At 54.9% G+C, this 16,558-nt stretch carries 9 protein-coding genes; 8 read left to right on the forward strand and 1 reads right to left on the reverse strand.

The features are described 5' to 3' along the window. The first annotated feature begins 2 nt into the window (after nt 1-2). Complete coding sequence (locus DMG62_09780; protein ID PYY23120.1) at nt 3-1,154, forward strand: AI-2E family transporter; 1,152 nt, start codon at nt 3-5, stop codon at nt 1,152-1,154. A 53-nt stretch (nt 1,155-1,207) separates the two neighbouring features. Here the strand turns inward: DMG62_09780 and DMG62_09785 are convergent, their stop codons facing one another. Then, nucleotides 1,208-5,455, reverse strand: coding sequence for a carboxypeptidase regulatory-like domain-containing protein (locus DMG62_09785; protein PYY23121.1), 4,248 nt, complete (start codon nt 5,453-5,455; stop codon nt 1,208-1,210). Between the two features lie 310 nt (nt 5,456-5,765). On the opposite strand from DMG62_09785, the gene asd reads away from it, so the two are divergent. The 7 genes from asd to DMG62_09820 all read left to right on the forward strand — a co-directional run bounded on the left by asd (nt 5,766) and on the right by DMG62_09820 (nt 16,510). Beyond that, the gene (gene asd, locus DMG62_09790) at nt 5,766-6,818 is read left to right on the forward strand and encodes an aspartate-semialdehyde dehydrogenase (protein PYY23122.1); all 1,053 of its coding nucleotides are present in this window, start codon (nt 5,766-5,768) and stop codon (nt 6,816-6,818) included. Nucleotides 6,819-7,034: 216 nt separating this feature from the next. Continuing rightward, complete coding sequence (locus DMG62_09795) at nt 7,035-8,363, forward strand: lysine-sensitive aspartokinase 3 (GenBank protein ID PYY23185.1); 1,329 nt, start codon at nt 7,035-7,037, stop codon at nt 8,361-8,363. 181 nt (nt 8,364-8,544) lie between these two features. Continuing rightward, nucleotides 8,545-9,231 carry a 4-hydroxy-tetrahydrodipicolinate reductase gene (locus tag DMG62_09800; GenBank protein ID PYY23123.1) on the forward strand — a complete coding sequence of 229 codons (687 nt, stop codon included), beginning with the start codon at nt 8,545-8,547 and terminating at the stop codon, nt 9,229-9,231. A 73-nt stretch (nt 9,232-9,304) separates the two neighbouring features. Then, a complete protein-coding gene (locus DMG62_09805; GenBank protein PYY23186.1) occupies nt 9,305-9,526 on the forward strand; it encodes a zinc ribbon domain-containing protein in 222 nt (73 codons plus the stop codon). Between the two features lie 43 nt (nt 9,527-9,569). Then, the gene (locus DMG62_09810) at nt 9,570-10,583 is read left to right on the forward strand and encodes an alpha/beta hydrolase (GenBank protein ID PYY23124.1); all 1,014 of its coding nucleotides are present in this window, start codon (nt 9,570-9,572) and stop codon (nt 10,581-10,583) included. Between the two features lie 250 nt (nt 10,584-10,833). Further along, nucleotides 10,834-12,930, forward strand: coding sequence for a hypothetical protein (locus tag DMG62_09815; GenBank protein PYY23125.1), 2,097 nt, complete (start codon nt 10,834-10,836; stop codon nt 12,928-12,930). Between the two features lie 367 nt (nt 12,931-13,297). Then, the gene (locus DMG62_09820) at nt 13,298-16,510 is read left to right on the forward strand and encodes a hypothetical protein (protein ID PYY23126.1); all 3,213 of its coding nucleotides are present in this window, start codon (nt 13,298-13,300) and stop codon (nt 16,508-16,510) included. Nucleotides 16,511-16,558 lie beyond the last annotated feature (48 nt).

Here is a 16,558-nt window from a genome sequence, read left to right on the forward strand (position 1 = left end):
GAATGATCAGGGCGCCTAACGTGATCGGAAATCGGAGTATTCATTTACTTCGCCTAATGACTCGATCACCCGATCATCCGATACGTATGTCTCCCGTTCTCCATCCCATTCCTAACCGCCGCGCCGACATTCTCTTTACGATCGCGGTCATCGGAGGACTCTACGCTGCATACGTAGTCCGGCACATGCTGTTGCTCATCTACGTAAGCGCTCTCTTCGCGGTTGTGCTGTCGCCGCTGATCCAGCTCATCGCGCGCATTCACATCCGCAAGTGGCGTCCTGGACACGGGATTGCGCTGTTAATTTTGATTGTAGGTCTGGCAACGGTATTGACGCTGTTCCTGGTTTTCGCACTGCCCCCGATCTTTCACGATGCACGCTCAATGGCTTCAGAATGGCCTAAGCGTCTGGCAGAACTTGCGAATCGCGCGCGTAACGTGCCATTTGTGGAAAGCATAGACATAAGTAAGATCGATGACTACATCGCTGCGGCCTCCGGCGGTGCATTCGGATTTTTCACTGGCCTGGCAGGCAGCCTCTTCGGTCTGTTCACTGGCATTGTCCTGACTTCGTATTTCATCATCGACGGCGAGACCGTCTTCACGTGGGCTATTACGTTATTCCCGCTTGATCAACGCGAGCGGCTATCGCGTACCTTGCTACGAGCCGAAGAACGGCTGCGCCATTGGCTAGTAGGTCAGGGCGCATTGATGATGAGCATCGGGGTGTGCAGTTTCGTTGTATTTGGACTGATGCATGTGAAGTACTACTACGTGCTGGCCGCGTTTGCGGCTCTGGCGAACGTTGTTCCCGTTGTGGGAGCTCTTACTTCATTGGGTTTGGCCAGCGTTGTAGCCGCGTTCGACTCTTGGCATAAGCTGCTAGGGGTGCTCATCTTTTATGGTGTCTACTATCAGCTGGAAAACGCGTTTCTAACGCCGCGAATCATGAAAAGCACGATCGATTTGCCTCCGCTTGGTGTCATTACAGCCTTGATGATTGGAGGTGCCTTGGCCGGGATTCTCGGAGCACTGGTTGCGGTCCCAACCGCAGCGCTGGTTGCGGTGCTGGTGGACGAATATCTCGTACAAAAGCAGCGGATCGTAAGCCACGATCACGACTTTGAAGTAAGCCGCACCAGTCACGAGTTCTAATTCGAAAAAAAATAAGGAGGGCCAACCAGCCCTCCTTTTTTAGAGCTGAATTCTCACCACCGCAAACGCAAACCGAACTCAATTTGACGCGAGTCGTATCCGGTTGCCTGAGCACTGACACGACCAAAGGTTGCCGGACTGTTCAGGTTCATAGACGGATCGTCTGGTTGGAAGTGGTTTAGCACGTTGGTCATCATCGCTGTGAAGGTAAGACCGACGCGCTCGGTTGCGCGGATGTCTTTCGTTACCGTCATGTCAAGGTTCCAACGCGGGAAGCCGCGAAGAATGCCAAAGCCATTGCCACGCTCGTCGACTCCCAAAATGAGCCTACGGAACTGGCCGTAAGCGGCAGTAGGATCGCCGAACATGTTGAGCCACTCCGTGGATGTGCCGGTGACGCCCTTGGAGGTTGCTGTTGTCCCCACTGTACCCGTAGGTGAACTCGTGAAGTAGTGGAGCGAATTGCCGGCGTTGAAGCTGCCATTCGTCAGCACTACGTTGTAAATCGAGCTTTGGCTTGGATCCGATTGTCCAAAAGCTTCGCGGCTGGTGCTGGTTCCGGAACCATCCTGCTGGACTACATTCAATGGGAAGCCGCTCTGTGCCGTGAATAACGGTGAGATCGACCAGCCACCGAGCAAGTGTCCTAAGATCCCCTGCTGGGTTTTATAAAACGAGGGCTGGTAGTTGAGAGCGACGTTATAGATGAACTTTACGTCAAATCCGTTCGGTCCATATTCGCTTTCCAGATTCCACGGATCGAGAACTGTACGCGTGCTGCGAGCCTGAACTTCTCCGCCGGTACCGAAAGATCGTCCCCAGGTGAAGTTCGAGCGCGCAGTGATTCCATGCCAATCACGGAAAGTCGCCGTCGCGAACAAGGCATTGTAATTGCCCCAACCGTTGCTGGTATCAAACTCAAATGCCTGGAACTGACGGCAAACGATAACGTTCGCAGCGCATCCACCGGGAGGATTCATTCCCGGATTGGTCCTGCCCAGCTGCCATGAGGTTGAGGTCTCCATTGCATTCCACAGCTCGTAAACGCGATTGGAGGCAATGAGAGAGCGTTGTGCTGCAATCAGCGCAGCGGTACAACTGGAAGCTGCCTTGCAGAAGTTAGAAGTTGGTCCACCTAGCGCCTGTTCAATAAACGGTTGCGGTGAAGGTGTGCTTACGTTTGCAGCAGGGCACACCTGCACATTCAGTCCGCAAATGGCTGTATAGAGGTTGCCGTAAGCATTCGCGAACGTCTGTCCACCAAGCGTTGTCATGTAGGGGACCGCGTCCACGTTGATTTCCTGGAACTCGTTGCGGATCAACTTCCCAATGTAGCCGGTCTCGATGAAAAGTTTTGACGAAACCTCGCGTTGGATCGACAGCGTGAACGAGTCGTTGACACTCGGTCGCGTGTCAGGATCCAATCCAGAGCCGGGCGCCGCTGCCAAATTCCCGTTAACGCCTGGGAAGTAAGGTTGCGCCAGCGTATTAGAAGGAGCGCCGCCGAGAGGTGCGACCAGTCCATCTGTCCCGATTCGGAACGCAGTTGATGGATTTACTCCGCCCGTCCCTAAGCATTGGCCGTTCATCGATGCGCCAACGCACGCAACTGCCTGCATGATTCCTGTGCCTAGCAGGGGTACCAGCACCTGGTTCACGCCGTTGAGCCGGCCGTAAATGCGACTGTAGCCGCCGCGAATAACGCTCTTGCCGTCGCCTAGTATTGACCCAAGGATGCCGCTGCTGAAGTGCGGGTTCCAAGCTGCGGCGACACGCGGACTAATCCCCTTATAAAACGGATCGTAAGGATACTTCCGCCCGCCGGTGACATTGTTCACAAGAGCGAAGCCGAGGACGGGGTCATAAACCTGCCCGGCGAGTGCGGCGCTCTTACGCTGCGCAAGATAATCCTGCATGTGGACCGCATTTCCGCCCTGATCCACCAGCATCACCTGCTTTCCGGATTGCTCGTACGGCGGCATTTCTACCGCGTAGGAGAGACCGTAGGTAAGCGTGAAGCTAGGCTTCATGTGCCATGTGTCGCTCCAGTAGCCTTGGTAGTACGGAATCACGCTCTTGTCTTGTGCGTGTGTACCCAAGGGAAGCAGATGAAGGTCCGAGCCCGCACGCGTGTACAAGCTCTGTGGCTGACTTACGATTCCAAGCACATCGGCGGCGAGCGTCTGGAAATTGCTTTGCTGCGATGCAGGCACAATGCTCGTGGGCGGCAGGAAGCCGGACCATGAAATGCCAGCGCCATCGGTGACCTGATACACATTCGCGGCCATCGTTCCTTGACCATTGTCGTTCCGATCGTGCCAATCGAAGTTCCGCTGATAGAGGCCACCGAACTGGAACAGATGGTTGCCTTTCAGCAGATTCAAATCGTCGCGGAACATGTGATCCTGGCCGTCCCAAAAGCGCGTGCGGACGTCCTGCGTGTTCACGTTGTAGGGAATCAAGGCGTTACGACCGCCTCCAGCCGCGGTGACTTCTCCGCCAATTTCTACTGCGCCACCGAGGCCGGCAATTGGCTGCGGAGGAGCTCCTGCATCGCCCCACTGCCACCAGTTATAGGTATAGCTGTAATGGAAGTCGTTGGTCAGATTGTTGCCAATCGTAGTGTTGAGCCCGAAGACCATGATCGAAGGATACGACGGCAAGTTCCGCGTCGAAGTGTATTGACCCTTGGTTCCCCCCAGGATTCCACCCACATCGGACTGACCAAGATCGGCCTGGCTCAGTTTGTAGTAGCGATAGCTGCCCATGAAGTGCCAGTTCTTCGCGAAGTCATGATCTAACCGAACGACCCAGTTGTTGTCGCTCTGCGGCAATCGGATGGTGTTGCGATAACCAACTGTGTTGAACGTGTCGCCGACGGTTGAAGCCGGAGCGAAGTCGTTCGCGACTGGCATGAATTGCGACCAAATCCGATTCACGATGGGGTTGAGTCCGATGCCGCGAGGGTCACATGGCTGATTGCCTGCCGTGCCACATACATTTGCCGGCTGGTAAGTGACACCGTTTACGGTGACTTGGCCCGGATTCAAATTGAACGGCATCCATGCGTTCGGGGCATAGTTAACGCCATTCAGAGTGATTGGGCTCGAACTGCTGTTCTGGACTTGTATGACGCCAGCTCGCAGCAAGGCAGAGGGAGTGGATCTTTCAAAAGTAGTGATGTTGGGAAAGCGAACACCTTGGTAGAAGCCGAAGATGTAGGTTTTTCCGCCGAGGAAGTTAAAGGGCAGAACTGGCCCGCCAGCGGAAGCGCCGAAACGGTTCTGATGACGGGAAGGTAGTGGCGTGAAGCCTCGCGTGGTGCCGGTGGCAGGATCTGTTGAGGGCGTATGGCCGTTTGCCCAGCTGTTGGCAGAAAAGTTCGTCCCATAATAGTACTCGTAAGCAGTGCCATGCCAGTTGTTGGTGCCGCGCCGGGTCGCCATCGTGACCTGACTACCTGCTGCAGAGTTGAAGTCTGCGGTTTGTCCAGCAATGCCAACCTTGAACTCCTCAATACTTTCAATAGGAGTCGGCACAACGCCGTTGGGAATTGCGCTACCACCTCCGGTGATCGGATTGCCAGCGAAGCCGCTCAAATAAACTGTGTTCGTGCCGTCCATGTCGCTCGAGTTGTTGCCGCCGTCGAGCACGAACATATTTTGATCTGCATTGGAGCCGGCAACCGAACCGGCTTGTCCCGCCGTTCCGTTCACCGGAGTGGTGGCGGGCTGCAGCAGTGCTAAACCGGAAACGTCACGGCTCAACCCAGGCAGAGATTGCGCCATGTCGAAGTTCATGGTAGTGCCGATTGTCGCGTTCATCGTCTGCAGCTGAGCGCCGCTAGCCTGCACCTCGACGACTGTGCTCACAGCGCCAACTTCCAGCGAGATATTCGTATTCGCAACAGACCCAACCTCGACGTTTTGCCTTAGCTTCACGACTTTGAATCCCGGTTGAGTAACGTTGAGCTCAAAGGCTCCGGGCGGAAGGTTGGCAAAGACGTAGCGGCCTGCGGTATTGGTCGTCGTAGTCCGCTTTTCCCCGGTTGAAGTATCGACGGCGGTGATGTTCGCGCCAACAATTACCGCTCCCGTGTTGTCGGTGACAACGCCAACGATGCTGCCGGACGAGCCAACTTGAGCCATCACCGGCATTGCGCACAGCGCAATGAGAAAGCTTAGCCATGCGATGAATTGAATAATGGTTTTGAGTTCCTCTTTTATTACTGTGCTTGGGGTGGGAAAGAATCCTCTGCCGGTCAGAGATGGGCTCTGACACGGCGAGACTTGGCTTGTCATGCGTCCCTCCAGAAAATTTCAGCCGCCGTGTGGCGCCGAAGCAAAATTCCAGACGACTATGAAAAGAAGGAGCCCGCAGCCAAGTCCAGAAAGAGGACTTGGCTTGTATTTGGCCGGGGAGCTTAGCACAAGCCGATAGTCATTGTCAGGGATGAAGTGCGGCTAGAAAGGGCGGAAGCGGTGGAATTTTCGATGACTGCCATTGGTACCGATTATCAGTCCCTCATTTTTAGGTGTTGGGCCCAGGCTGGGCAACCTGCTGCCAGCATTTTCCAAAGCTGCTACCTTAAATTAAAGAAGTGATTCCAAGATGGCGAATAAGATCCCAGTCGGAATACTCGGCGCGACCGGAATGGTCGGGCAGCGTTTTGTTCAGTTGCTCGAACACCATCCATGGTTCCAAGTCGCATGGCTGGCGGCTTCGGAACGCTCTTCCGGACTTGAATATCGCGAAGCTTCGCGGTGGAAGCTGAATACACCCATTCCCGAGCGTGTGGCCAACATGATTATGAGCGACGCTGCTCCGGATCGCGCGCCAAGAGTCATCTTTGCGGCTCTCGACGCAGCTATCGCGAAAGAACTCGAACCGAAATTTGCCAACGCGGGGCACGCCGTTATCACGAACTCCAGCGCTTTTCGCATGCAGGCCGACGTGCCGCTGGTGATCCCTGAGGTCAACGCCGATCATCTGAAGCTGATCGACGAGCAGCCGACACGCAGGCGCAACGGAGGCTTCATCGCCACCAATCCCAATTGTTCCGCAATAGGGCTCGTGATGGCGCTCGCCCCGCTCCATCGCACATTTGGTGTGGAAGCTGTGTTTGTTGCAACCATGCAGGCCGTCAGTGGCGCTGGATATCCTGGTGTCGCCTCACTCGACATTCTCGGCAACGTGATTCCGTTCATCCCGAACGAGGAAGAGAAGCTGGAGGCCGAAACCAGGAAACTGCTGGGGGTGCTGGAAAACGGCGTTGTGAAAGACGCTCCATTCAAAATCAGCGCGCAGTGCAACCGTGTCGCGGTGGAAGATGGTCACACGGAATCAGTTTCGATCAAGCTGAAGAAGTCAGCGAAGGCCGAGGATATTCTGGAGCAGTGGCACTCGTTCCGCGCGCGTCCGCAGGAGATCTCGCTCCCCACGGCTCCTGAGCAGCCGGTAATTTATGACTGCTCCGTCGACCGGCCGCAGCCACGTCTCGACGTGAATCGCGGACGCGGCATGAGTGCAACTGTCGGTCGCCTGCGGCCCTGTGGATTGCTCGACTGGAAGTTCAGCGTGCTCTCACATAACACAATTCGAGGCGCAGCCGGCGCCGCGCTTCTCAATGCCGAGTTGCTCAAGCACGAGGGCTACCTCGATTGAGCGAGATTGCGTGGTTCAGGCCGCAGCCTTCATCCCAGCAACCGCAAAACCGGAGCTTGCCCGGGGACCCGGCCTCGGCCGGTTGCTGCGGACTGCATTGGCAGCAAAAGCGCATATGCTTCGTGAGCCTGCTTTTTCCTGAGGTTCTTGGTGTTGCCTGCCTCCTACTACCCGAGGGCCGGTTCCCCAGCAAGCGCCGGTTTTGCGGTTGCTGGGGTGAAGGCGGCGGTCGGAACCACATTGGGTTCTGGAGTCCCCGATGATCATCATGAAATTCGGGGGTACCTCTCCAAGGTCACCGATCAACTGCTCGCAGCGGGCCAGGCAGCGGGGGCCGGCGATCCTGGGAAGTCGCTCGAGCTGTCACGCGCATTGAGAGAGCGTCACTATTCCACCGCCGGAGAACTCCTCGGCACCGGACTTTTCACGCAATTTCATTCCGAGCTCGAAACCGAGTTTGACGCGCTCGACGAGTTGCTGCGCGGCATCGCCGCCGTCGGCGAGCTTACTCCTCGCACAACGGATCTCGTTGCATCATTCGGCGAACGTATTTCAAGCCGGATAGTGACTTCAGCCTTTACCGTCCGAGATTTGCCGGCGGCACACGTGGATTCGCGCAAATGTGTAATCACAGATGCAAACCACACGAAGGCAGTGCCGCTCTTCCCGGAGATCGATCTTCGCCTTGCGCGTCAGGTGAAGCCGTTGCTCGAGAAAAAGCAGATTCCCGTAATGGGAGGATTCATAGGCGGCACGCGCGAAGGAGCAACCACCACTCTGGGGCGCGGCGGCTCAGATTTTACGGCAGCCATTGTCGGCGCAGGACTTGGAGCAGAGTCGATCGAGATCTGGACGGATGTGGACGGCATGATGACCACTGACCCTCGGCTCTGCAAAGAGGCTCATCGTATTCGCACCATCAGCTTCGATGAAGCCGCCGAACTCGCCTACTTCGGCGCGAAGGTTCTCCACCCCGCGACACTGCTGCCGGCAGTCCAGAAAGACATTCCCGTATTGGTCCTAAACTCGCGTAATCCGGGTTGTGAAGGTACACGCATTACAGCCCGAGCTCCGCAATGCCGCAACTACTTCAAAGCTATTGCCGCAAAGCGCAGGATCACCATCGTCGATGTAGTTGCCACGCGCATGCTGATGGCGCACGGCTTTTTGAAGAGCATCTTCGAAGTATTCGACCACCACCGTTGTCCTGTGGACATGGTCTGCACGTCCGAAGTGAGTGTCTCGTTGACGGTAGATTCAACGGAGGCGATTCCCGCCATTGCAGCCGAATTGGAGAAGCTGGCTGATGTGAAGTACGAAGGACGCAAAGCCATCGTCTGCCTGGTGGGAGAAAACATCCGCGGCACACGCGGCATCGCCGCAAAAGTATTTGGCGCGTTGCCCGAGACCAACGTGCGCATGATTTCCCAGGGAGCCTCCGAGATCAATATCAGCTTCGTAATCGAGGAAGACGACGTTGACGAGACTGTGCGAACACTGCACGAGGTATTCTTCGCCGATCCTGATCCGGCGATCTTCGCGTGAAAGATACTTTGAACACGGAGGACACGGAGGTCACAGAGGGGCGCGGCTCAATTCCGTATTGTCCGTTCCGCGCTGAATGATGGTTAGACCAAAAATCACTTCTCCTTGCCTCTCTGTCCTCCGTGTTCGCTCCGGGTTTTGCTTTTCGCCTCACTTGCCTCCATGTTGAAATAGCCCTCAAATGAATCTTCTACTTATCGGTCATGGCAAAACAGGATCGCTGGTGGGCAATGTCGCGCGAGAGCGCGGCCACAATGTGCAGGTCCTGTCATCGCGCGATAACGAACAGGCGCGTGCTCTCACGGCCGACCGCCTTCGCGACATCGATGTCATCATCGATTTCACGAACCCTGACGCGGTGCTCGAAAACATGCGGGCATGCATTCGCCATAAGAAAGCGATCGTAGTCGGAACCACAGGTTGGTATCAGCATCTTCCCGAAATTGAGCGGCAGGTGCTGGAAGCCAAAGCCTCCTTGCTCTTTGGATCGAATTTCTCCATTGGCGTAAATGTCTTTTTTGAAATTGCCGCAGCCGCCGCATTAGGTGTGCCACTCGGATATATCCCGCGCATCGTAGAACGCCACCACATGCAGAAGAAGGATGCTCCTTCAGGCACCGCGGTTTCGATTCAGCGGATCGTTGCCGAAGTGGGAAACACGAATCCGGAGATTGCTTCTGTACGTGAGGGAGATACGGTCGGCACGCATGTGCTTTTGCTCGATGGCCCTCATGACACGATGATGCTCGTACACGACGCCAAGAACCGTCTGGGGTTCGCCGAAGGCGCCGTACGCGCAGCCGAGTGGCTAAAAGGGAAGACCGGCTTCTACGAGTTCCGCAAAATCTTCCGAGATCTCCAAGCGTAAGCCCACGAAAGTTATGAGGCTGGACCGTCCTCCCCTGTTCGCTGTAACCTATCCCCTGTACCCTCGATTTCGTATGCCTATCTTTGAATACATCTGCAAAGAATGTGATCGCCGCTTCGAAGCCGTAGTTCGCGGATCGGAAGCTCCGGCGTGTCCTGCGTGCTCCAGTCATGATCTGGATCAACAGCTTTCCAGCTTTGCCGTAGGAAGTTCACATAAGAGCTTTTCTTCATCTCCGAGTCCCTGCGGAAGCTGTGGCGACCCGCGTGGCCCTGGCTCATGCTCGATGAATTAAGGAATCGTCTGTTCCCTATAACCTGTCCCCTGTAACCTATTTCTTGGTGTTGTCCTCTGAGCACAATTTCATTCCCCGACGCGGCCTAAGCGGCGGACACACGCAAACCATCGCGGGCAATTTTCTACCTCGAATCAGCCTGCTGCCTGAAGGCGAGAGGCGCCGCTTCCTGGTTGCCGAACATGATTCCGGAGCCAAAGTAGAGGTTGAGTGTCTCTGCCACTGGCAGCCAGAGCGGCGATCGGCGATAACCGATATTGTCGTGCACGGACTCGAAGGTTCGGTCGAATCGCAATACGTCATCGGCACGGGAAGCAAAGCATGGGCCGCGGGCATGAATGTTGTGCGCATGAATATGCGCAATTGTGGCAATACCGAGACTCTTACTCCAACGCTCTACCACTCAGGCCTGTCCGCAGACGTAGGCGCCGTCGTGGAGGAACTAATCCGAGAAGATGGCCTCGAGCGCATTGCCATTGTGGGATTCTCTATGGGCGGCAATCTGGTTCTGAAACTTGCGGGAGAGTGGGCGGATGAATTTCCGAACAACGTGAAGGCAGTGGCGACAGTATCGCCGGCGATGGACCTTGCAGCATCGGCTGACGCGCTGCATTCCTGGAAAAATTGGCTTTACGAGCAGCGCTTCCTGCGAGGGCTGCGGAAAAGATATCGACGCAAAGTTATACTGTTCCCAGATCGGTACGATCTATCCGACTTGAAACGCTTTCCAAGCATCCGCGAATTCGACGACAAGATCACGGCGCGATACGAAGGCTTCGCCGGCGCAGAGGATTATTACCAGCGCGCGAGCTCCTCAAGAGTCCTCGACAGAATTCGTATTCCCACTCTGGTCATCCATTCCAACGACGATCCCTTCATCCGCATCCTGCCTGAGACCAGGCAGAAACTGTTGGCCAATCCTTCCATTACGTGGATCGAGACAAGTCGCGGCGGACACTGCGCATTCCTGGCCGAACCGAACGGCTACGATGGACGATGGGCCGAGAGACAAGTCATCGATTTCATTTGGCGTCTGAACTCAGATTTATCCGAGTAACACCTTAACTCTCCATTAGCTGCCTTAATCCGTGGCGCGAAATCCCATATTGGGATAAGCGCGTCGCGTGAAACCAAAGAAGTGGCCTTTGGAGGCTGCTCTTTAATATTTGCGCCCTCGATTTCTGAGCTGCTGAGTACTAAGACTGCTAAACGTCTCAGGTACTTACAGACGATCACCGCTTCGTGCGGACCCAGCTGCGCCTTGACGCTCTTTCCGCGCCCCAACTATAGTTTTCAATACCGAATCCATGCAGTCTCGTCCTCAAAAAGCGCCGCTTCATCTAGTAGTTTCCTGTCTCTTGCTCATCCAGGTTTTTCTGACTGGGATACTCTTCGCGACCGCTTCCAAAGACGTGAAGAAGCTCCCAGTCCGGTATCAGCAGTGGTTTAACCGGGATGCCGCCTACCTGATCACTGACGAAGAGAAGGGTGCGTTCCTGCACCTTAGTACGGATGAAGAGCGCGACAAGTTCATCGACCACTTTTGGGAAATTCGAAATCCCAACCCAGGATCTCCTACAAATACTTATCGGGACGAGATCTACGAGCGGATTCAATACGCGAATCAAAACTTCGGGCACGAAGGATGGCGAACGGATCGAGGTCGTATTTATATCCTCTTCGGCAAGCCGCAGCAGAAGGCGCTCTACGTGGGTCAGGCCAACGTCAGGCCGATGGAGATCTGGTTCTATTCATCTCCACACAAGGCGCTGCCGCCTTTTTTCTATATTGTCTTCTACCAGCGAGACACAGGCGATGAATTCCGTCTTTACAGCCCGTATATGGACGGTCCGGACAAACTGGTAACCGGGACTGGAGCGGAAAACGATCGTCTGACAGCCTTGAAGGTAATTGACCGGTCATTGGGACGCGAAGTAGCTCGCACTACGCTTAGTCTCCTGCCGGATGAACCAGTTGATCTGGATGCCGCTACCAGTAGCCTTACTTCAGACGTAATGCTGGGTACGATTCGAAATCTGGCGAACAACCCCTTCAACAAGGAAATGCTCGATCAGCATCGCAGGCTGCTCGAAGCCGTCAGTCATCGAATCGTCATTAGCGGCGAATTTCTTGAGGTCTTAACCGCTCCGCTGGTTGATAGCCACGGAGATACGAACCTCCACTACGTCTTGAGATTGAAGAGGCCCGAGGACTTCACGCTGCAGCAGGCACAGGATGAGCAATACTACTTTTCCGTGGAGGTGGTTGCCCGAGTCTTGGCGCCAGATAACAAGCCTATCTTTGAACAGGAGCGCAAGGTTTCACAGTTCCTTATCTCGCAGCAGGTAGAGCAAGTAAAAAACAAGCTGTTCGGATATGAAGGCACTCTGCCGCTACCGCCGGGGAAGTACACCGTCGAGTTTGTCCTCAGCAACGAACTCAACAAGACCGCCTTTCGTGAGCAAAAAGAAATCGTTATTCCTGATCCCCCGGCCAAGGGTTTGCAGCTGACTGCGGTCGTTCCCTTTGCTGAAGCTGAAACCGGCATCACGTCTCCAACCGTGCGACCGTTCACGGCCGCCGGCGTGAAGTTCACGCCGTCATCGGGGGAGGGCGTTGCCCTCGGACAGGGGCGTGACCTGAAATTCTTCTACCAAATATGGGCGCCTCCGGCCGATCCAAGGTCCTATGGCAGCGCCAAATTGATAGCGGAATATGCTGTGGGTCGCATGGGGATGCACGATACCAAGACGCTGCAGGACGAGCTACAGAGAAGTGAATTCGACGCCAACGGAACATTAATTAATGGCAAGAAGATTCCCATTTCAGACCTCAAGCCTGGCAACTACAGGATGGTGGTGACTGTAAGCGATCCGGCAACGCGGGAAAGGGCTTTTTCCAGCTTGAACTTTCGCGTGGTTTCGTCCGAGCCTGCGAATCGGATCTGGGATGTTATCGATCCCTCCGCGAGTGATGACGCCCGACTCGGAGTTGGTGAGAGTCAACGGGCACTATGCTATCTGTCACAAGGAAAAGATTCTGAAGCAATCGGCTGGCTAACGCGCTCCTATCGAAAGGATCCGTCGAACGAAGTAGTTCGCTCCAAACTGGTGGAGCTGCTATTTGCGAAACAGCAGTTTCAGCAAATCGCCGTGTTGTACGGCAACGCCGGCGTCACCGAACATACTGACGAGCAGACCATCCTGCGAATCGCCGAAAGCTTCCACAAACTCGGACAGGTCGGCAAGTCCATCCAACTGCTCGAGGGCATAGTCCCCGGCAGGCAAAGCGGGCCTCTATACCTGACCTTATCGAGCTACTACCAGCAGGTCGGCGAAACTCAGAAAGCCGCCGACACGGAGCGCAAAGGCAAGATGATCGCCTCTCTGCCGCCCAAGTCCTAGTATCATCGGGGATAAGACGCGGGGATATTGGGACTAAAGTAAGTACAATTATTGCAATAGCTTAGCTAAATTTGACAACTCGTAGAAGATCCCTGGCCTTTCGCACCTATTTATTAACATATAATCCCAGCCCGTTCATCCTAGAAATCATATTTCTCGTCCCGGAAATCATTGTAAGTCTCTGAATGTCAAGAGTCTCGTTTAGGTCATCGACGTGCACTCAGCTTGCACAGTCTTCCCCCTATAGCATTCCTTGGCTTTGCGGTTAGCACAGACGGTCGGCTGTTGTGCACAGTCGTGGACAACGATGAAGTTACTTCACCTGCGCCCAGCCACCGGAAGAATTTTTCGAAGGAGAGAGTAAAGGATGAACAAGAGATTTTCGCGGATCGCGACAACTCTGGCTGTTGCCTTGACGCTCGCGCTGTCAGCTTTTGCGCAAGAAACGTCGACAAAGGGCAATTTAGCCGGAGTGGTGGCAGACAAGACCGGTGCGGTCGTAGTTGGCGCCAAAGTGACTATGACTGGTCCAACCGGAACACGAGCAACGGACACAGACAAGGATGGACGCTTCCTGTTCTCTACATTGGATCCGGGCGCATACAACCTTAAGATCGAAAAGACCGGCTTCAGCGCGGCGCAACTGCGTTCGCTTGGGGTCGTTGTAGGAAAGACAGCAACTGTAAGTATCACGCTTGAGCCGGGCGCGGTCACCGAGACTGTCGAAGTAAGCGCCTCCGCAGTTGCGGTGGACACTACTTCCACGGCGATCAGCACTAACCTGACCGATGAGTTCTACTCCAAGGTTCCAATCGGCCGCGGCGTTGCAAATCTGTTTTATACAGCACCAGGCGTAGCCAGCGGCGGAGCTACCGGCAATTCCAATCCCTCGATCTCCGGCAGTTCTGGTCTTGAAAATACGTATGTTGCCGATGGCGTAAACATTACGGACTCGGCTTTCGGCGGCTTGGGAACCTTTACCCGCGCGCAGGGTTCAATCGGAACCGGAATCAATCTGTCATTCATTAAAGAAGTTCAGGTGAAGACCAGCGGTTTTGAGCCGCAGTATGGACAATCGGATGGCGGCATCATCCAGATCGTAACCAAAACCGGCGGCAACGCCTATCATGGCGCGATCGCGGGATACGCTTCTCCCCAGGATTTGAAAGCCAATCCACTGCTGCGCGACGATTTCCGCGTCAACAAAATCGGGAAGCAGCCTGGTGACTCGAATTACGACGCGAGCGGTGAGTTGGGTGGATACATCCCACATTTCAAGGATCACCTGTTCTTCTTTGCTTCGGGCGATCCGTCGTGGAGGATCAACCCACGTCAAACCGTTCCAACCGCTCCTCTGGCAGCTACCTTACCATTGATCAATCAGCGCACCACGACTTACAACTATGACGCGAAGCTTACGTGGCACATCAACGATTCGCACCAGTTAGAAGGTTCGATCTTCGCCGATCCGTCGCATACCAATGTGGGCGCCTTTAACCTCGCATCATTAAACGCTTCGAACAACACTGGCTTCAGCAGACTGAACTATGGTACGCGTAACGTTGTCGGCCGATACAATGGAACGCTCAGCCCAACTTGGCTGGTGAACGGCTCTTTCGCCTACAACACCAACAACTTCACTGAGACTCCGGGCTTTGACGTTTATCAGGTCGTGGACCGCACGACTTCCGTGACCAGGACACTCCAGGGATTTGGCTTGCTGGAGAATCATGACGCCCACACTTACAAAGTGAGTGGTGATACTTCGAAGATCGTCAATGCTCTTGGACAGCACACGTTCAGTGTCGGATACATGTGGGAAAACCCGAACTACACGGATGTGAAGGCGCGATCCGGCGGACGTTACGTCGTTCCCGCTACTAACCTTCAGGGTGGTTCGTGGCTACCCACGACTAACAGTCCGGCAGGTAAGATGTCGGACGCGCAGTTCAACTTGCTCAAGTCTCCAACTGATTCAAACGGCAACTTCACTTGCACGCTGTGCCCGTTGTATCCGGTGAATGGGGTGATGACGCCCGTTTATCTGAATCAGGTTCGTGGTGAGTTTGGCGCGGGTGGCAAGTTACCTACCTTCAGCAAATACCAGGCTGGTTACGTGAACGATTCATGGGAAATGAATAAGCACGTAAACATGAGCTTAGGCGTTCGCTGGGAGCAGCAATTGTTCTCCGGTAACGTGGACACTCAGCACTATACGTTTACTGATAACTGGGCTCCCCGCTTTGGAATCGCGGTGGATCCCAAAGGAGATCGTAAGAGCAAAATCTTCTTCAACTTCGGCCGATATAACTACGAGCTGCCGTTGGATGCAGCCATCCGTCAGCTCTCGGAAGAGCTCGATTTGCTGGGCGCTGACTTCATTCCCGTCATTAACGGCACGAAAGTCACCCCAGTGCTTGACCAAGCTCATTTGATCAACAATGCTACCGGCGGCATCGCCGCAGGCGGCAAAGTTTCCGTAGCAGGTCTGGGCGAGGCCATTGCTCCCGGTACAAAGATGTCCTACACCGATGAGTACGTCATCGGGGCTGAGCATGAGTTCCATGGATTCGTGCTAAGCGCGCGGTACGTTGATCGCCGTCTGCAGCGTGTGATCGAAGACGTCGGCAGCGTTTCGCCGGAAGGCAACCTGATTCTTAGCCAGAACTCGGCCATTGCCAATCCAAGTCCGACCCTGGATCTGTTCGTGAACGAAGTTCAGAAGGTGATCGCTCCGGGCACTCCAGTAGCCAATTTCCCAACTGGCTGCAGAACGGATAACACGACAAACGTTGGGAAGAATTCAGCTGGAGTGCCAGTTGCACTGGGCAATACCGCCGATGCCAACAACAACGTCTTCACTCCTAACTCGATCTGCTTCCTTGATGGTGGCGGTGATGTGGGAGCCGACGGCAAGCCGGACGGCTTTATTAAGCCGAGCCGCGTATACCGCGCGATGGAGTTCGAGGTAAACAAGGCATTCAGCCACAACTATATGCTGCGAGTGAACTATCGTGTTGGCCACCTGTACGGCAACTACGAAGGCGCATTCCGCAACGACAATGGACAAACTGATCCCGGTATTAGCTCGCTGTTTGACTTCACCGCAGGCCAATACAACTTATTAGGGGACCAGTTCAAGAATGGCGACTTGAATACCGATCGTCGTCATGTGGTTAACGCATTTCTCAGCTACACGTTGCCTGAATCCTTCGCTAAGGGCTTGACCCTCGGTACTGCTGTACGCGTACAGACCGGTACTCCGATCAGCCAGTTCGGTGATCATCCGGCTTACCAGAACTCGGGAGAAGTCCCTATCGGGGGCCGCGGACTCTTAGGCCGCACCCTGCCGCAGGGGACTGTCGACTTTAAGGCTGAGTATCCTATGAAGATAGGCGAGAGGAGCACTCTCCACTTCGCAGTCGACTTGTTCAACATCGCTGATGCTCGCAGAATCAACCTGGTCGATCAGAACCGGGATTTGTCGAGCCAACCGGCAAACTCGAACGTCGACTTCCAGGCTCCGCTTCAATTCCAAGCGCCGTTCTCCGCGCGCGTGATGGCCAAGTGGGAGTTCTAGGCGACTAGGCTACACTTCGCTCTTTTGTGTGGGGAGGGCATCGGCCCT

This window comes from Acidobacteriota bacterium, from assembly GCA_003225175.1.
Classification (GTDB): Bacteria; Acidobacteriota; Terriglobia; order Terriglobales; family Acidobacteriaceae; genus Gp1-AA112.